This window comes from Streptococcus sp. UBA632 (assembly GCF_002300045.1).
Classification (GTDB): Bacteria; Bacillota; Bacilli; order Lactobacillales; family Streptococcaceae; genus Streptococcus; species Streptococcus alactolyticus.
On record NZ_DBPA01000025.1, the window covers coordinates 11,148 to 30,034 of the forward strand.

At 38.9% G+C, this 18,887-nt stretch carries 18 protein-coding genes; 4 read left to right on the forward strand and 14 right to left on the reverse strand.

The annotated features are described in order from the left end of the window. The 8 genes from B3473_RS03210 to dnaG all read right to left on the reverse strand — a co-directional run. On the reverse strand, nt 1-330 hold a 330-nt coding region (locus B3473_RS03210; RefSeq protein ID WP_293651184.1), incomplete at its 3' end, for an ATP-binding cassette domain-containing protein. Further along, nucleotides 330-1,136: an ABC transporter permease gene (locus B3473_RS03215; protein WP_235280971.1), complete on the reverse strand. Its 807-nt coding sequence runs from the start codon at nt 1,134-1,136 to the stop codon at nt 330-332. The genes B3473_RS03210 and B3473_RS03215, both read right to left, overlap by 1 nt. Beyond that, entirely contained in the window at nt 1,133-2,068 is a 936-nt protein-coding gene (locus B3473_RS03220; RefSeq protein WP_168260597.1) for a glycosyltransferase family 2 protein, read from the reverse strand. Before B3473_RS03220 ends, B3473_RS03215 begins: the two co-directional genes overlap by 4 nt. Beyond that, nucleotides 2,058-3,212: a beta 1-4 rhamnosyltransferase Cps2T gene (gene cps2T / locus B3473_RS03225; protein WP_235280973.1), complete on the reverse strand. Its 1,155-nt coding sequence runs from the start codon at nt 3,210-3,212 to the stop codon at nt 2,058-2,060. The genes B3473_RS03220 and cps2T overlap by 11 nt, the downstream gene beginning before the upstream one ends. Nucleotides 3,213-3,334: 122 nt before the next feature. Then, nucleotides 3,335-4,189, reverse strand: coding sequence for a dTDP-4-dehydrorhamnose reductase (gene rfbD / locus B3473_RS03230; RefSeq protein ID WP_154454695.1), 855 nt, complete (start codon nt 4,187-4,189; stop codon nt 3,335-3,337). 109 nt (nt 4,190-4,298) lie between these two features. Next, the gene (locus B3473_RS03235; RefSeq protein ID WP_154454694.1) at nt 4,299-4,634 is read right to left on the reverse strand and encodes a metal-sulfur cluster assembly factor; all 336 of its coding nucleotides are present in this window, start codon (nt 4,632-4,634) and stop codon (nt 4,299-4,301) included. An 18-nt stretch (nt 4,635-4,652) separates the two neighbouring features. Next, complete coding sequence (rpoD, locus tag B3473_RS03240) at nt 4,653-5,762, reverse strand: RNA polymerase sigma factor RpoD (RefSeq protein WP_154454693.1); 1,110 nt, start codon at nt 5,760-5,762, stop codon at nt 4,653-4,655. Nucleotides 5,763-5,770: 8 nt separating this feature from the next. Beyond that, nucleotides 5,771-7,555, reverse strand: coding sequence for a DNA primase (dnaG, locus tag B3473_RS03245; RefSeq protein ID WP_293651186.1), 1,785 nt, complete (start codon nt 7,553-7,555; stop codon nt 5,771-5,773). Between the two features lie 161 nt (nt 7,556-7,716). On the opposite strand from dnaG, the gene mscL reads away from it, so the two are divergent. Beyond that, nucleotides 7,717-8,097 (forward strand): large conductance mechanosensitive channel protein MscL, encoded by a 381-nt coding sequence (gene mscL, locus B3473_RS03250; RefSeq protein WP_269725510.1) that lies wholly within the window; start codon nt 7,717-7,719, stop codon nt 8,095-8,097. A 50-nt stretch (nt 8,098-8,147) separates the two neighbouring features. Here mscL and rpsU read toward each other — a convergent pair whose 3' ends face one another. From rpsU to B3473_RS03280, 6 genes are all read right to left on the reverse strand, one after another. Beyond that, nucleotides 8,148-8,324, reverse strand: a complete 177-nt coding sequence (rpsU, locus tag B3473_RS03255) for a 30S ribosomal protein S21 (protein WP_000048058.1) — start codon at nt 8,322-8,324, stop codon at nt 8,148-8,150. A gap of 279 nt (nt 8,325-8,603) precedes the next feature. Next, the gene (locus B3473_RS03260) at nt 8,604-8,897 is read right to left on the reverse strand and encodes a hypothetical protein (protein ID WP_293652156.1); all 294 of its coding nucleotides are present in this window, start codon (nt 8,895-8,897) and stop codon (nt 8,604-8,606) included. A gap of 142 nt (nt 8,898-9,039) precedes the next feature. Next, entirely contained in the window at nt 9,040-9,855 is an 816-nt protein-coding gene (locus B3473_RS03265; protein WP_154454691.1) for an ABC transporter substrate-binding protein, read from the reverse strand. Between the two features lie 151 nt (nt 9,856-10,006). Further along, complete coding sequence (glgP, locus tag B3473_RS03270; protein WP_154454690.1) at nt 10,007-12,271, reverse strand: glycogen/starch/alpha-glucan family phosphorylase; 2,265 nt, start codon at nt 12,269-12,271, stop codon at nt 10,007-10,009. A gap of 21 nt (nt 12,272-12,292) precedes the next feature. Further along, nucleotides 12,293-13,798, reverse strand: coding sequence for a 4-alpha-glucanotransferase (gene malQ / locus B3473_RS03275; protein ID WP_154454689.1), 1,506 nt, complete (start codon nt 13,796-13,798; stop codon nt 12,293-12,295). A gap of 154 nt (nt 13,799-13,952) precedes the next feature. Beyond that, on the reverse strand, nt 13,953-14,978 hold the full coding sequence (locus tag B3473_RS03280; RefSeq protein WP_204984506.1) for a LacI family DNA-binding transcriptional regulator: 1,026 nt from the start codon (nt 14,976-14,978) through the stop codon (nt 13,953-13,955). A 346-nt stretch (nt 14,979-15,324) separates the two neighbouring features. Here B3473_RS03280 and B3473_RS03285 point away from each other — a divergent pair, with 346 nt between their 5' ends. The 3 genes from B3473_RS03285 to B3473_RS03295 all read left to right on the forward strand — a co-directional run bounded on the left by B3473_RS03285 (nt 15,325) and on the right by B3473_RS03295 (nt 18,858). Continuing rightward, nucleotides 15,325-16,590, forward strand: a complete 1,266-nt coding sequence (locus tag B3473_RS03285) for an extracellular solute-binding protein (protein WP_269725513.1) — start codon at nt 15,325-15,327, stop codon at nt 16,588-16,590. A 64-nt stretch (nt 16,591-16,654) separates the two neighbouring features. Further along, a complete protein-coding gene (locus tag B3473_RS03290) occupies nt 16,655-18,022 on the forward strand; it encodes a carbohydrate ABC transporter permease (RefSeq protein ID WP_154454687.1) in 1,368 nt (455 codons plus the stop codon). Next, a complete protein-coding gene (locus B3473_RS03295) occupies nt 18,022-18,858 on the forward strand; it encodes a sugar ABC transporter permease (RefSeq protein WP_154454686.1) in 837 nt (278 codons plus the stop codon). The genes B3473_RS03290 and B3473_RS03295 overlap by 1 nt, the downstream gene beginning before the upstream one ends. The last annotated feature ends 29 nt before the right edge of the window (nt 18,859-18,887 follow it).

Genomic DNA, 18,887 nt, shown 5'->3' on the forward strand with positions numbered 1-18,887 from the left:
TCCTGTTAATTCAGGGTTAAAACCAACACCCAATTCAATGAAAGACACCATTTTACCATCTACGGTAACAGTCCCTTTTTCAGGAACGTAAATTTGAGAAATGATTTTCAAAAGCGTTGATTTTCCTGAACCATTTCGACCAACAATCCCAAAGAAATCACCTTTATAAACATCAAATGAAATGTCTTTCAAAACATGTTGTTCACGGTAACCTTTAATTCCTCTGAAACGATTAACTAACGCTGTACGTAAACTTTGAGTTGCTTCTGTTGGTAATCTAAAATCTTTACTAACATGATCAACTTTTACTGCAATTTCTTTCTCTGACATTATAAAATCTCCGCAAATTTCTTAGCATTTCTATGGAAAATAGCATACCCAATCGCAAAAATAACAATCGGCAATAAGTATGGGATAAGTGCCCAAATATGGTGGTTATACAAGTCCCAACCACGCATGCTTCCTGAGTAAACAATGTAATGACGCAAATCTTGGATAATCTGAGCTAACGGATTAAGCATCATTAACTTAGCAATAGTCACTTGATTTTTTTGAATAATAAATGTTAAAGAATAGATAACAGGGGTTGCATACATACCAGCTTGCATGACAACTTCCCAAATAGGACCCAAGTCGCGGTATTTAACAAATAAGGTTGATAAAATAAAGGCTATCCCTGCTGAAAGTAAGGCTAATTCAATAAATAAGGGAATGATCACCAAGAATTTCCAGTCTGGTTGCACCCCATTAATCAAGGCAAAGACAAACACAACTAGCAAGTTAATACCGTAGTTGATAGCAGCCCCAACAACAGATGAAATAACAATAATTTCCTTTGAAAAGTTCAGTTTCCGTAGCAAGTCGCCTCGACTAACAATGGAAACCATTCCCATACTAGTTGCTTCTTGGAAAAATGACCACGTCACCATCCCAAGCAAGACACCAATGGCATAGTGCGGTGTCCCATCATCTAGACGTAAAAAGCGGATAAAGACCAAATACATGATGGTAAACAGCATCAAAGGTTTCAAAATTGACCACAAATGACCAACCAAACTCCCCTGATAACGCAGTTTAAAATCCGTTTTGACCATTTCATTTAGTAATATTCTGTTTTTTTTGCTAAAAAATGTCATCGTTTTCTCCTATAACCAAATTTGGTAATGATTAATGTTCTAAACACAAGAGTATGAAACGTTCTATTTTTTCGTAAATTATATTTTCTTAAGATGGCTATGCGCTGAAATAAAGACTGTTCTAAAAGCGTTGTGAAAGCATTGACCAATTGCCTATTTTCAGGCGACAAAGGTAAATGTAACAATAACTTTGCCTGCTCTTGGCTCGAATCAATCAGCCACCAATACTTCGCCACAAGCTTATGAGGTCTTAACCAGTTCCTCATGCGCTTGGTCCATGTGCGGGCTCCAAGCACATTGTGATCGTGTTGGCGATACAATTCAGTCGGGGTATCAATATAAATAAGCAACCCCATTGCACTAGCCACAAGTGCTAAATACCAATCATGCATCAACAGATGATCTGCCTCATTCCAATACTGGGCAAGAGCGTGATTGATCATCATGGTTCCGCCAGTAACCGTATTTTCAGTCAATTCTTGAACAAGTTCGGTATTAGCATGGTCAGACTGCGTCTTAATCATGCTCTCGTGCAGCACGGTCAATTCCTGATTGACAATTTTCAAATCCGTATAAACCAACAAAGGCTTATCAGACGGATACGCTTTGGCTTTTGCTAATGTCACCTCAAGCTTGTTTTCTAACCAAATATCATCCTGATCAGAAAAGAAATAATAATCTGCTTCGCTATGTTTTAAAAGCGTGTAGAAATTTCGAATCACTCCCAAATTGTTTTGATGTTCGGGATTGATAAAGACAATCCGTGAATCGGCTTGGGCGTATGCGTTAATAATATCTCTTGTCTTATCACTCGAGCCATCATCGCGGATGTATAATGTCCAGTCCTTAACCGTTTGATTTTGAATACTTTTGATTTGGTCGGCTAAAAACATCTCCCCATTGTAGGTGGACATGAGAATATTAATTTTCATTTAAAAACAGTGCCTCATACTCTCCTACTATTTTTTCCCACGTGTAATGTTCTGTAATAATCACACGCGCACGCCTGCCGTATTCGGCAAAATCCTGGTGTTGGTCCACATCGTTAATCAACTGCGCAAGATTGCCAGACGATTTTGTCCAATACAGGGCACTAGCAGCTGCCACTGATTGGTTAAAGGGAACATTATAAACCAGATTAAGATTCGTGTGCCCCAAAGCTTCCAACAAGCCTGGATTGGTACCACCAACCTCATGACCATGAATGTAAGCAAAAGCATTTTCACGAATATAGGTCAACAACTCACGGTCATAAACCGTTCCCACGAAGCGAATTCGCTCATCCTTGTCAAAATGCGTCAAGCGTTTCAAGGTGTCAAAATAATCATTGCCCTCGTGGTTGCAAATGATGACTAGTTTACGCTTGGTATCTGACGCCATAAATTCACGGATAGCTGTTTCGTAATTGTTTTCAGGCACAAAACGCCCAACAATCAGATAATACCCCTTCTCTTTAATGTGCCATTGCTGAAACCACTCCTGCACTTTAGCACTCTCAGGGCTTAATGCCGATTTTTGTAAGTCTGTTCCGTAAGCAATAAAGGTTGTTTTGGCACTAGGATAAGAGGTTTTAATATACTCCTCTATACCAACGTTATCTGAAATCACCAAATCAGCTGATGTTGCCATAATTTTTTCAGACTGTTTTAAATACCATTGGACGGGTTTTGACCATTTTGACCGTTTCCATTCAAGACCATCTGGATTGATAAACAACTGCCCTCCGACAGCGTGGATGTTTCGAATGAAAGGATCAATAAAAGCGCCAATCGTATTTCCCAAAACATAAAAAATAGGATGCGCAATCTGTTCTTTTTTCACCATTTGAAGACTATAATTGATAGCCATCATGTCATAAGCAATGACACGCGCTGGACCAAGCTTAGGCGCCTTAATGGTAAAACAATCTGCACCCGCATACTGAAAATGTGTATGATGTTCTTTATCGCTTAGACAGGCCACATGGTAATACACGTCTGCACTTTGTTTATGTGTAACCAATTCCTCAACAAAAGTCTCAAAGCCACCATATTTTGCAGGCAGCCCGCGACTTCCAATGATAAAAACGTGTTGCATAGCAGACCTCTCTATCTTTAAAATACAATCATTTTCCATTATACCACATTTTACATAGGCTGGCTAAATAAAAAAGGAATCTGATTATTCACCAGATTCCTACCCTGTTCAAAAGGTAGTGATTACTCTTTCACTTCTTGTCTGTAAAATTCTTTCAAGGCATCTTGCCATGTTGGAATCACAAAACCAGTTTCTTTGGCTTTTTTAAGGCTAAGTGTTGAGTTAAATGGACGTTTTGCTTTTGCTGGGAATTGACTTGAATCAACTGGTTTAACAAGCACATCTGTATCTTTCAAAATCTCAACTGCGAAATCATACCATGTAGTGTCTTCATCAGCGTCATTTGACAAATGGTAGTAACCAAATGCTTTTTGGTTTTCAGTCAAGTAAGTCATGAATTCTGCCAGGGTGCGTGTCCATGTTGGGCGACCATGTTGGTCATTAACGACAGTTAAGGTATCATGTGTTTTAGCAAGGTTTTGCATGGTAAAGACAAAGTTTTTACCGTAGTTACTAAATACCCAAGCTGTACGGATGATATAGTAGTTATCCAAGTATTTTTCAACTGCTTCTTCACCCAAACGTTTTGTGCGACCGTATTCTGTTTGAGGGTTCGCTTTGTCGTCAACTTCCCATTCTTCTCCGACTGGCTTGTCACCATCAAAAACGTAGTCTGTAGAAACGTAAACAAGTGTTGCGCCGTATTTTGCAGCTGCTTTAGCAATAATTTCAGTTCCTGTCACGTTGATGGCGTAGTCCAATTCTTTACCTTCATCTTCTGCCGCATCAACTGCAGTGTAGGCAGCACAGTGGTAAATAAGAGTTGGTTTTACTTCAGCAAATACTTTATCCACTTTTTCGCTGTCTGTGATGTCCATTTCGGCAACGTCAACTGCAACGTATTCTTCATCACGTTCGTCCAATAAATGACGCATTTCTGAACCTAATTGACCATTAGCACCTGTAATTAAAATCATAACAAGTCTTTCTCCTTTACTTCATTCCCTTTCATTTTACACTATTTTACTGAAAAAAGCACTAATAATTCAAAAAAGAACAGCAAGGCTCTTGCTGTTCTTTCATCTATTATCGAATGCCTAGAGCAATGCGAGCATAGCGGCTCATCTTATCAACTGTCCAAGCAGGATACCAAACCAACTTCACTTCTGTCTTAGTGACTTCAGGAATATCACGCATCGCATCATGAATTTGGTCTGTCAAAAGGTCAGCCAAAGGGCAACCCATTGTTGTTAAGGTCATATCAATTTCTGTATGACCATCTTGGTTGAAACGAATTTCATAAACAAGGCCAAGATTCACAATATCAATTCCCAACTCTGGATCAATAACCATTTCCAAAGCTTCAAGGATACGATCTTTGATTTTAGCAACTTCTTCCTCAGTGTACTTTTGTTCTGACATAGGCAAACCTCTCACTCATTAGTCTTCAATAAAGTCACGTAGTTGTTTACTACGGCTTGGATGGCGTAATTTACGAAGAGCTTTCGCTTCAATTTGACGGATACGTTCACGCGTAACGTTAAAGACTTTTCCGACATCTTCTAAAGTACGCATTTTACCATCATCCAATCCAAAACGCAAGCGCAAGACATTTTCTTCACGGTCAGTCAAGGTGTCTAACACTTCATCCAATTGTTCACGAAGAACGACACGCGTTGTGTAGTCCACTGGATTTTCAATCACTTCATCTTCAATGAAATCACCTAAGTGGCTGTCATCTTCTTCACCGATTGGGGTTTCCAAAGAAACAGGTTCTTGAGCAATTTTCAAGATTTCGCGAACCTTGTCAGGTGTCATGTCCATGCGTTCAGCGATTTGTTCTGGCGTTGGATCTTGTCCAAGCTCTTGAAGGAGGTTACGTTGTTCACGAACCAATTTGTTAATGGTTTCTACCATGTGAACAGGGATACGAATAGTACGGGCTTGGTCAGCAATAGCACGCGTGATCGCTTGACGAATCCACCAAGTCGCATAAGTTGAGAATTTGAACCCTTTTGAGTAGTCAAATTTATCAACGGCTTTCATCAAGCCCATATTGCCTTCTTGGATCAAATCAAGGAACTGCATCCCACGACCAACGTAACGTTTGGCAATAGAAACCACCAAACGCAAGTTTGCTTCTGCCAAACGCTGTTTGGCTTGAAGGTCACCTTTAGCAACGGCAACCGCCAATTCTTTTTCTTCCTCGCTAGTAAGCAAAGGAACAACACCAATTTCTTTAAGGTACATACGGACAGGGTCATTGACCTTAGCAGAATTGCTACCAAGCAACTCTTCGTCAGTCAATTCTTCTGGCTTTGGTTCTTCCACAACGTACTTGCTTGAAGGATTACCTTCCTTGTCTGTGATGGAAATACCACCATCCGTTAAACGCTCTAGAAGGTCATCAATTTGATCAGCATCCAATGAAAATGGAATAACTAATTTTTCAGTAACCTCTATATCAATGGCAGTTCCATCCTTTTTATGATTACGAATAAATTCTGCAACTTGAACATTAAAGGTTGTGATTTCTTTTTCTTTTGCCATATTTTCCTCTATTCCATATTTCTTTTTTGAGCAATGAGATTTTCTAAAGCTGCTAATGCAGTATCTACATCTCCAAGGTGGCTCGATTCACGGACAAGTTTGCCTTGCTTTTGCAACTCTCGCTCTTGGAGAAGACGATTGCGACGGTCAATAATCTCTTCTATTTCATTCGTTGAAATCTCATCTGGTAAATTTTCTTCTAAAACGCGATAGTACATTTGACGCGTTGATTCATCTAATTGTGCCAAATCATAGGAATCCAACTCCCCTTCTTGCAACAATAAGTTATATAAAACCTGCAATTCCTTAGTATCAAAGGCAAATAGATCGTTATTGCGAAATTCATTAAGCAGGTAATCATGCGTTAACAGACGGTGCATGAGCTGGCACTCCGCCCTTGTAATAGCAGAGATTTTTTTTGAAATGGGCAACTCCACTACTGTCACAGCCTGTTTGGCATAATTACCCTGCATGGCAGAACGGTTTTGTAAGCGTTCATTGTTGACAGATTGCTCGATCTGATAGTAATCAAAATCAGGGAGCAAATCAGCCACCATACTAATATACGAATTTTGAGCCGTAATAGAAGGAGTTTGCGCGATAATCTTTGAAATTTGTTCCACGTAAGCAATTTCTGATTGCAAGTTATCGCTATTTTCAGGCTTCAAGTAATGAATCAGAAATTCCGTGCTGCTAATACGGTAATTTTCTAATAAATTAGCCAAAGCCTGAGGTGAATTTTTGTGAACAAATTCGTCTGGATCCATTCTATCAGGTAGACTGACAATCTCAACATCCAACCCCTTCAACAGTTCCAAAGATTTAGCAATAGCGTGCTGTCCGGCCGCATCACCATCATAGGTCAAAACCACTTTCTTAGCATAGCGTTTCAAATGGCTGACATGTTCAGGTGTCAAAGCAGTCCCCATAGAAGCTACTGCATTATCAATTCCTGAACGGTAAGCTGCAATCACATCCATGAAACCTTCCATTAGGTAAACTTCATGGGTCTTACTCACACTAGGACGTGCCTTATCCAAGTGGTACAGTTCGTACGATTTATTAAAAATAACGGTAGAACGCGTGTTCTTGTACTTTGCTTGCTGACTTTCCACATCTTCTCGTGACCAAATGCGCCCTGAAAAGGCGACAATCCGCCCCTTGTCATTTGTCAAAGGAAACATGATACGATTTTGAAAAGCATCGTAGAAACGGTTTGATTGCTCAGAGAAATTAAAAAGACCTGAGTTCATCAAAACCTTTTCATCGTAATGTTTTGAGAGAGATTGGTAGAGAAAATCAGAGCCCTTGGGCGACAAACCAATGTTAAAATAATCAATCACATCGTCTGTTAGACCACGACTATGTAAATAAGCCTTAGCTTCTTGCCCTTCTTTTGTCGTTTTCAAGACGGCACTGTAAAACTTAGCCGCATCCTTTTGAATATCCAACAACAATTGATTAGGGTTTTGGGTCCTGGTTTCAACTTGTTGCGGTCTATCATTTGGTATGGTAATACCTGCACGTTTTGCTAGCAGGCGCACACTATCTAAAAAACTAACTTGGCGGTATTCTTCTACAAATTTGTAAACATCCCCTGATTTTCCGCAGCCAAAACAGTGAAAGAACTGCTTATCCTCAACCACGTTGAAGGATGGGGTTTTCTCTTTATGAAAAGGGCATAAGCCAACATAATGACGACCAGCACGTGTCAAATCAACAACTTCACCGATGACTTCCACAATATTCACGTGACCTTTAATCTCGGAAATTAATTCTTTGTCGATTGCCAAAAACACCACCTCCACACACTAATCCCATTATACTTTTGAAACTTATTATACCATTTTCAAGGTTTTTTGTAAATTTTTTAGAATTTAGCATATTTAGAGCATTTTTGCCACTTTTTGGTATAATACTATTGTAAACGTTTTATTTTTTTAGGAGGTTTCTTATGATAAAGGAATTGAGGGATTTTTTGTTTAAGGCTAACGTCTTAGACCTTGCTGTTGCCGTGATTGTTGGGGCTGCTTTTAATGCCATCATCACTTCATTCGTTGAAGATGTGATTACACCACTCTTCCTAACACCCGCTTTGAAAGCTGCTGGGGTTGAGCAAATCACTGAGTTATCTTGGAATGGTGTGGCTTATGGTAGCTTTCTTAGTGCCGTTCTTAACTTCTTGATTGTCGGTACAACCCTATTTTTCATCGTCAAAGCAGCTAATGTCGCAACATCTCTAGGCAAACAAAACCAAGAAGATGCCGAAGAAGATGCAGCACCGACTCAAGAAGAATTGCTTACAGAAATTCGTGATTTGTTAAAAGAAAAATAAGAATGACAAAAGAGACGCCTAGCGTCTCTTCTTTTTTATCTAAGATTTTATTAGAATTTTTTACGTTTGCGAGCTGCTTCTGATTTGCGTTTACGTTTTACAGAAGGTTTTTCGTAGAATTCACGTTTGCGTGATTCTTGAAGAGTCCCAGCTTTAGTCACAGAACGTTTGAAACGGCGAAGTGCGTCGTCTAAAGATTCGTTTTTACGTACTACTGTTTTTGACATGTGTCTCACCTCCTCAAGATAATGTAACATTTACACGTTCTTAATAAGAATACCAAAATTATGAAAAAAGGTCAATCCTTACGTGCATAAAAATGTATTTATTTTTTGAAAACATGTTTTTTATTCCCAAACTTATGACTTCTTTAAGGAAAGAACTCTATACTATAGACAATCCTAATAAACTTTCTTTTTCATAATCTCCTAAGCGGCTACTTTTCAAGTGGTCGCTTTTTTGCTTACTCAGAAAAAGCGAAATAATATCCCTCGGGATTACAAAAATTACAAGCCAAAGTTTTTCCTATTTGCACCCACGTGAACGCCAGCTTTTAAAAGTTCTTCACGCTTTAAGGCGACATCGTCACAATGAAACATCAAAGATGGGGTGGCTAAAACAAGTTCTGGTGAGTAAGCTGCTACTGCCTCTTTATCCAGCAAGACAATAGCTGTTTCTGCCTCAGGTGTCGGACTTAAGACAAATATCTTTGCGCCATCTGGTCCAGGCATGGTTTGTTTTAATGTAAAACCTAGTTTATCCACCCAAAATTGAGCACAACTTTTCTGTATGGTCAACATACAGCATCACTTGAGCAAGGTAATTCATCTCTAATCTCCCTCTTTTATGGCTTTTTATGAGTCATACCTTACCTACTTTTTTAAAAAAAGCAATCAAAACGCTCACAAAAAAAGACCTCAAAAGGTCCTTAAACTATTGATGTTATTCGTCGCTGCTGCTTCCAGTCAATTTAGCAGCGTCTGAAATGAATTGTTGGTATTTACCTTCATCTTTTAGTTTTTTGATGACTTTGTTAACGGTATCAACCAATTCACCACTGTCTTTTGGCATAGCTACAGCTTTGGCATCACCATCACCTGTTTTAAGCGCAAAGCTTGCTAAAGCCAAATCTGGGTTTTGATCCAAGTAACCTTCTGCAACAGGTTTTTCAAGGTCAACAGCTTGAACTTGTCCTGATTTCAATTCATTGATGGCTTCACCCATTGATGTCAATGAAATGATGTTTGCATTTTCCAATTGCTTTTTAGCCAAGTCTTCTTCGACAGTTCCTTTTTGAACAGCTACTTTTGCTCCAGACAAACTATCAATTGAGGTGTACTTGTCAACGTCGCTAGCTTTTACCAAGATGGCATTTTCATCTTCATAGTAAGGATCTGAGAAATCGTAAACTTTTTTACGAGCTTCTGTTGGTGACAAACCTGAAATCGCCATATCTGCCTTACCTGTTTGAAGGCTTGATAGCACGTTATCAAAGCTCATTGATGAAATTTCCAATTTTACTCCCAATTCGTCTGCAATCGCTTGAGCCAATTGCACATCAGCACCGACAACGGTATCTTTACCGTCCACCAAAGCTTTAAATTCAAATGGAGCATAGTCTGGGCTCATAGCGACAACGAGTTTGCCTTTTTTCTCAATTTTTTCTTGAAGGTTTTCATTAGACGAGCTGCCACAAGCTGTCAAAGTCATGAACAAAGCTAAACCAAGAATCCCTAATACTAATTTTTTGATTTTCATATTTATTCTCCGTTTATTAGTTTTTTCTTTATTTTAGCTGCTTTTAAGGAATTTGTCAATCATTTTTTGAATAAAAATGCATAAAACTTATATTTCTATCATCATTCAGACAAAAAATGACCTAATCATAATGATTAGGTCATTTTTAAGCTTATTTGCTGTGCCAGATTTCGTCGTTGTATTGTTCGATTGTTCTATCTGATGAGAAGAATCCAGCTTTTGCAATGTTTTTGATGACTTTTGTCATCCAAACTTTTTGGTCTTCGTAGTCTGCAAGCATTTGTTCTTTGACAGCGATGTATTCTTTAAGGTCAATCAACGTCATGAACCAGTCTTTATTGATAAGTTCATTGTAAAGACGCTCTAGACGCTCTGCGTTACCAAGTTTAACCACATCGTCGCTCACAATGAAGTCCACTGCTTCTTTGATAACGGCATCGTTTTCGTAGTAATCTTTTGAAACATAGCCTTCTGTTGCATAAAGGTCAATAATCGTATCAGAATCTTTACCAAATGTATAAATATTATCCATACCAGCTAATTCAGCGATTTCGACGTTGGCACCATCCATTGTTCCAAGTGTCAAAGCACCGTTAAGCATGAATTTCATGTTACCAGTACCAGAAGCTTCTTTAGATGCCAATGAGATTTGTTCAGAAATATCTGTCGCAGGAATCAAGTGCTCAGCAACGGTTACATTGTAGTTTTCTACCAAGAAAACGTTGAGGTATTGGTTCACTTCTGGATCGTTGTTGATCAATTCTGACAAGCAAAGGATCAAGTGAATAATATCTTGAGCGATAGTGTAGGCAGGAGCTGCTTTACCACCGAAGACAACCGTTACTTTGCGTTCTGGCAAGTTACCACGTTTGATTTCAAGGTATTTATGAATCACATAAAGAGCGTTCATTTGTTGACGTTTGTACTCGTGGAAACGTTTGATTTGAGTATCGATGATTGAGTTTTCATCCAACTCGATACCTTTGTTTTCTTTGAGGTAACGTTTCAAGGCCAATTTATTGTTGTGCTTGATTTCAGCTAGTTTAGCATGAACGCTTTCGTCATCTGCATAAGCCAATAATTTTTCAAGCTTAGTCGCATCAGTCAAGTAGTCGTCACCGATAAGCTCTTTCAAGTAATCCGCCAAGTCTTGGTTGGCAAATTCTAACCAGCGACGGAAAGTGATACCATTTGTTTTGTTATTGAATTTTTCAGGGTAAATATCGTAGAAAGGCTTCAATTCACTGTTTTTAAGGATTTCAGTGTGGAGGGCTGCAACCCCGTTTACTGAAGTTGAGAAGTGAATATCCATGTGTGCCATGTGAACACGACCTGATTCGTCAATGATTTGAACAGCTGGGTCACTGTATTCGCTAGCAATAAGTTCATTTAATTGTTCGATGATTGTTACCAAGTGTGGTACAACTTCGTTTAGGTAGTCAAGAGGCCATTTTTCAAGGGCTTCTGCCAAGATTGTGTGGTTTGTGTAACCAACCATGTTTTTCACGATAGCAACAGCTTCATCAAAGGCAATGCCATGTTTTTCAGTCAATAGACGAATCAATTCTGGGATAACCATTGATGGGTGTGTGTCGTTGATTTGAACATAAGCGTAATCTGCCAAATCGTGCAAGTTAGAACCGCGTTCGATAGCCTCATCAATCAACAATTGTGCTGCGTTAGATACCATGAAATATTGTTGGTAAATACGAAGCAATTCACCGTTTTTATCAGAATCATCTGGGTAAAGGAAGAGCGTCAAGTTTTTCTTGATTTCTGTTTTATCAAATGAAATACCATCGTGAATCAAACCATAATCCAAACCATCGATATCAAACAAGTTGAGATAGTTTTTCGTATCACGTTTGTAACCCAAAACATCAATACGGTCTAGGCGTGATTTAAGCGTGAAATCTTTGAATGGCACATCGTAGCTAATATCTGTTGGAACCAACCAAGAATCGTCTTCAATCCAGTAGTTAGCTTCTGCTTCTTGTTGATTGTCCACGAAAACTTGTTTGAACAATCCACAGTGGTAGTTAAGCCCGACACCTTCACCGTTGATGCCAAGTGTTGACATTGAATCGATGAAGCATGATGCCAAACGTCCAAGTCCACCATTACCAAGAGATGGTTCTAATTCAACATCTTCCACTTCAGCAATTGATTTGCCTGCTGCTGCCAATTCATTCTTAACTTCCTTATAGATACCAAGGTTGATTAGGTTGTTTGACAAGAGTTTTCCGATAAGGAATTCAGCTGAGATGTAGTAGACTTTACGTTTAGCTGTATTTTTTGGTTTTTCTGCAGCTAGTTCTTTCACGAAGTGTAAAAGAGCGACGTAAATATCTTCGTTGCTCATGTCAGCAAGTGTTTGTCCTTTATGTTCAAGATAGTTTGTAAATGTAGTAGTCATGTGTATATCCTTTACTTTTTCTTATCCTTTGTTTGGGTTTTTACGACAGTAAAGCGCTGTAATGTCTTTCAAGAAGGCTTTGCGGTCATCCGTCAAATCTTCTTTGCGCATACGCCATTGCCAGTTGCCACCAACAGTATTTGGAATGTTCATGCGGCTTTCTGCAGGTTTGTCAAGCAAGTCTTGCATTGTCGCAATCGCAATGTGACTAACTGTTGCAAACAAAGTACGTAGCATAGCTTGTGTGATTGGTTCATTGTCACAACGGTGTGTGTATGCATCCACAAAAGCTTGTTGTTCTTCTGTTAAATTAGCATACCAGCCGTTAACCACTTCGTTATCGTGTGTACCGTTGTAAGCAACACTATTCACGTCGCAGTTGTGTGGTGCGTCGATACTCTTACCTTCAACATCGTAGAAACCAAATTCTAGAATCTTCATACCTGGGAAGGCAGTATCTTTCAAAAGTTGGTCCGCTTTTTCATCAATGTAACCAAGGTTTTCAGCGATGATTGGTAAGTCACCTAATTCTTCTTTCACGACATCAAACAAGGCACGCCCTGGACCTGGTTGCCAGCTACCGTCGTTTGCTGATTGGTAGTCACCGCGGATTTCCCAGTAGTCTGAGAAGCCTTTGAAGTGGTCAATACGCAATAAATCGTACAACTTGAAGCCTTCTTTGATACGGTAAACCCACCAAGCATAGTTGGTTTTAGCGTGATTTTCCCATGCATAGATTGGATTGCCCCAAAGCTGACCGTCATCACTAAATTCATCAGCTGGTACACCTGCGATGCAAAGTGGATTCTTTTCAGCATCTACTTTGAAGAGTTCAGGCATTGTCCAAACTTCTACACTGTCTGCAGAAACGTAAATTGGCATATCTCCAATGATTTGGATGCCTTTTTGGTTAGCATAACGTTTCAATTCAGCCCATTGTTGATAGAAGAAATATTGGGTTACTTTGTGGTATAAAATCGCATCTTTCAATTGCTCGCGGTAAGCGTTAAGCGCTTGTTCTTCTCTTCTAACAATTGCTTTATCATCCCACTCTTGCAAGGCTTTGTTATTAAATGATTCTTTGATTGCCATGAAATCAGCGTAATCTTGTACCCAATCTGCTTCTTGCTCAAATTGTGCTAATTCTTCAACACGAGCTGGGTTGCTCAAAAATCCTTTAACGGCTTGTTCTAAAATAGGACGACGTAGGTCAAAAATACGGGCATAATCAACTGACTCAACATCATCTCCAAAGTTAACACCTTCAAATGCAGCACGGTCAAGGAAACCTTGGTCCGCCAATTGCTCTAAATCAATAAGGTGTGTGTTTCCAGCAGTAGCAGAAAATGATTGATAAGGGGAATCACCATAACTAGTAGTAGTCAGCGGTAAAATTTGCCAGTACGTTTGATCTGTTTCCACTAGGAAATCAACAAATTCATACGCCTCTTTTCCGAACGTTCCTACTCCCTGAGTGCCAGGAAGTGATGTAATATGCATTAATACGCCACTTGTGCGTTGGTTCATACGTTTTTTCTCCTTCATCAACAAAACTTTTTACATTGCAATTATAACGCAAGCGTTTGCATAAGTCAACTATTTTTGTTAAAAAATAAAAAAAGCTTTCATCACTCAAAGCAAAATGAGTTATAAAAGCTTTCGTTATGCTATTAGAATAGACTTATTCTTCACCGGAAATCTGACGCACACTTTCGCGTTCTCGCAAAATAAACGGTACTATGATTTTTTCAGTGATAGATGTTTTCGGTGATTTTATCAATTCTAGTAACCTTCTAAAACTGGTTCGACCTAAATTTGTAATATTAATGTCAAACGTAGTCAAATAAGGATGAATCAAGGTTGAATAAGAAGAGTTGTTAAAGGTAATAATCGAAATATCATCTGGCACACTTAATTGGTAGTAATGCAACAATTGCGTGATCCGAACAGATATGGTATCGGCAATTACAATCAAGGCTGTAGCTTCTTGCTCCTTAATCTGTTGAATGAAGGATTCTATAACCATAGGCTCTCTACGGTCAAACAAGAGAGCTGGCTGGCTTTTCAAGCCTAATTTTTCTGTGCCACGCAAGTAACCAAAATAACGTTCTGCTGATACTTCAGATTGCAAGTCATCGGTCACAAACAAAAGGTTGTGATGCCCTTTTTCATATAAGTACTCAACAGCCCGTCTTCCCATCAACTGGTTATCATTATCAATATAGGTAATGTCATTTTCATAACCTTCAGGTGCACCAACGATAACAAAAGGAACCTTATTATCCATCAAGTAACGACGAACAGGGTCTTCAGGGTCAGAATATAAAACGATAAAACCATCCACACGCTTTTGGCGGTACATCAATTTCACCTGTTCTTCTAATTCATCAACGGTCATCCCTGTTGCAATTGAAACAGTAAAATCATGCAATTTTGCTTCACTTGTAATAGTAGAAAGAATTTGCATAAAGAAGGGTTCACTAAGGCGGTCAGGAGTTAGCAGAGGCGGAAAAATCAAGCCTATATTATAGGTTAAACCGCTTGCCAACATTTGTGCAGCGACATTTGGCACATAACCCAATTCAGCCATAGCCTGTCGCACCTTGTCTTTTGTTTTTTGAGAAATGGATTTATTGTCTTTTAACACACGACTGACGGTTGAGGGATTGACCCCCGCCTTAGCCGCGACATCTTTAATTGTAACCATCTAGTTCTCCTTTTCCTTTTTCATTTTATACTAGAATCCGTAAACTGACAAGATAATGTAAAATCTTTATCAACTCTTTTGCTACCCATTATACCCAATAGATATTTTTTAGACAACCGTTTGCTTAACAAAATACACTCTTTTATTTTAATTATATAGCTTTATTTCTAAAAACAATACAAAACCTATAACTAAAATATTGTATTCGATTACATTTTGTTATGATTTAGGGGGTAGGTTTGAAAATAAATTAAAATTTTTTCAAAAAAGTTATTGACAATAGATGCAAACGGTTGCATAATAGTAAGTGTAAAAATATTAAAAATCTTTCTCTAGGAGGGAAAACATGAAGAAGAAGAATACCTGGAAAAAATTGTTCCTTGCTGGCGCTGGCCTAACACTTGCTAGTAGTGTGTTAGTGGCTTGTTCGAATTCCTCATCATCGGAATCATCAAGTTCGTCATCATCTGATAAAACAATTAAATTGTGGGTTCCAACAGGCGCTAAAGCCTCTTACGAAGAAATCGTGAAGAAATTCGAAGATGAATCTGGCTACAAAGTCAACATCATCGAATCAAACGACTCTAAAGCTCAGGAAAACGTTAAAAAAGACCCTGAAAAAGCTGCAGACGTCTTTTCACTTCCACACGACCAACTTGGTCAGTTAGTTGAATCTGGTGTTATCCAAGAAATTCCAGATGATTACGCTAAAGAAATTAGCGAACAAGCAACTGAGCAAGCGATTGCCGGCGCACAATACAATGGTAAAACTTATGCTTTCCCATTTGGTATTGAATCACAGGTACTCTTCTATAATAAGAGCAAATTGTCTGCGGATGATGTGAAGAACTATGAAACCATCACAACTAAAGCAACATTTGGTGATACCTTCAAATCTATGAACGCTTATGACACTGCTCCATTGTTCATGTCTGTTGGTGATACTTTGTTTGGTGAAAACGGTGAAACTGTTGACGGTACAAACTGGGCAAACGAAGCTGGTGTTTCTGTTCTTGAATGGATTGCTGACCAGAAAAACAACAGCGGTTTCGTCAATACAACTGCTGAAAACACAATGTCTAAATTTGGTGATGGCAGTGTAGCTGCTATCGAAACAGGACCATGGGACTTGTCAGCTGCTCAAGAAGCTGTTGGTAAAGACAATCTTGGTATCGCTGTTTATCCAAAAATCAACATTGGTGGTAAAGACGTTCAACAAAAAGCCTTCCTTGGTGTGAAACTTTTCGCTGTAAACCAAGCACCTGCTGGTTCTGACACTGACCGTATTGCTGCCTCTTACAAACTCGCATCTATGTTGACTAGCGAAGAAAGTCAAGAAAATCAATTCACTTACGAAGGACGTAACATCATCCCTTCAAACAAAGCAGTTCAAAAATCTGATAAAGTACAATCTGATGAATTGGCACAAGCTGTTATCACAATGGCTTCATCTTCTGACTACACAGTCGTTACACCTAAACTTAGTCAAATGACTACTTTCTGGACTGAAAGTGCTGCTCTTTTAAGTGATGTCTATAATGGTAAAATTCAAAGTAGTGAATACCTCACGAAATTACAAGAATTTGATGCAGATTTAGCAGCAGCTAAATAAGACATATGTAAAGTGGGGAAGTGCTTCCCCACTTTATTTTTTCAGTAATATAAAGGAGCTTTGTATGTTTAACTCACATCATTTTGACAGTGTGACGGTTCAAGAGGCTTTCAAAAAAGGTGGCTTTGATACAAAACTGTCATTTTTAATAATGGGATTTTCAAATCTCTATCATAAACAGTTTATCAAAGGCTTGTTATTCTTACTGTCTGAGATACTCTTTTTAATCGCCTTTGTGACTCAGGTCATTCCAAGTATTAACGGCTTGATTACTTTGGGAACAAATGCTCAAGGTTTGGTGGAAAAAGATGTCGGCGGAATTAAGATGAAGGTTGCCATGGAGGGTGACAACTCAATGCTGCTCCTCATTTTTGGTTTGGCTTCTTTGATTTTCTGTCTTTTCTTTGTCTATATTTACTGGTGTAACCTAAAAAGCGCCCGTAATTTGTATGTTTTGGACAAGGAACATTTAAAAATTCCATCTTTTAAAGAAGATTTTGAAACCTTGGCTAACGGTCGTTTCCACATGACTTTGATGGCTATTCCATTGCTAGGAGTGCTTTTGTTCACTGTCTTGCCATTGATTTACATGATTTGTTTGGCCTTCACCAACTACGACCACAACCACTTGCCACCTAAGAGCTTATTTGACTGGGTCGGTTTCTCTAACTTTGGTAGCATCTTCAATGGACGCATGGCGGGAACTTTCTTCCCTGTTCTATCATGGACATTGATTTGGGCGGTATTTGCCACTGTAACCAACTTCTTCTTTGGTATTGTCTTGGCTTTGATCATCAACACTAAAGGCTTGCGATTTAAAAAATTATGGCGAACAATCTTTGTTATTACCATCGCCGTTCCGCAGTTCATCTCTCTTCTTATCATGAGAAACTTGCTTAACGATGCTGGTCCTGTTAATGCCATTCTTGAAAAAATTGGGTTGATTTCAGCAGCAAATCCACTTCCATTCTTATCAGACCCTATTTGGGCGAAATTCTCAATTATCATCGTGAATATGTGGGTTGGTATTCCAGTAACAATGCTTGTTGCAACTGGTATCATCATGAACTTGCCACAAGAACAAATCGAAGCGGCTGAAATTGACGGAGCAAGTAAGTTCCAAATCTTCAAGTCAATTACCTTCCCACAAATTTTGTTGGTGATGATGCCAAACTTGATTCAACAGTTTATTGGAAACATCAATAACTTCAACGTTATCTACCTGCTAACAGGTGGAGGACCAACAAACTCAAACTACTACCAAGCAGGTAGCACAGACTTGCTGGTTACTTGGCTCTACAAACTGACCGTTACCGCGGCAGACTACAACCTAGCTTCTGTTATCGGTATCATCATCTTTGTTCTTTCTGCAGTCTTCAGTCTTCTAGCTTATACAAGAACAAGTTCTTATAAAGAAGGGGTTGCAAAATAATGAAAAACAAAAAGCGATTAACACTAACATTTGTTTATATTTTATTGATTGTTTTATCAATCATTTGGCTTTTCCCTATCGTTTGGGTTGTCTTAACCAGTTTTCGTGGCGAAGGAACGGCGTATGTTAACTACCTTATTCCAAAAACATGGACACTGGATAACTACATCAAGCTCTTTACGTCAAGTGCCTTTCCTTTTGGGCAATGGTTCTTAAACACCTTGTACGTTGCAACCGTTTCATGTATCATTTCAACCTTTATCACAGTAGCTATGGCTTACTCATTGAGCCGTATCAAATTCAAACACCGCAATGGTTTCCTTAAAATTGCCCTTGTCTTGAATATGTTCCCGGGTTTCATGAGTATGATTGCCGTTTACTACATCTTAAAGGCATTCAACCTTGACCAAACCCTACTAGCCTTGATTTTGGTTTATTCAGCTGGTGCCGCACTCGGTTTCTACATTGCTAAAGGCTTCTTTGATACCATCCCGTATTCACTTGATGAATCAGCAATGATTGATGGGGCAACACGCGCTGATATTTTCTTTAAAATCACCTTGCCACTATCAAAACCAATTATCGTTTACACTGCTTTGATGGCCTTTATCGGACCTTGGATTGACTTCATCTTTGCCAAAGTTATCCTTGGTGATGCGACAAGTAAATACACTGTCGCTATCGGACTCTTCTCAATGCTTGAACAAGATACCATCAATGAATGGTTCATGTCATTCACGGCTGGTTCGGTTATCATTGCTATCCCAATCACCTTGCTCTTCATGTTTATGCAAAAATACTACGTTGAAGGCATCACAGGTGGTTCGGTTAAATAATAGACAAGACACACACTCTCCTTCTTACA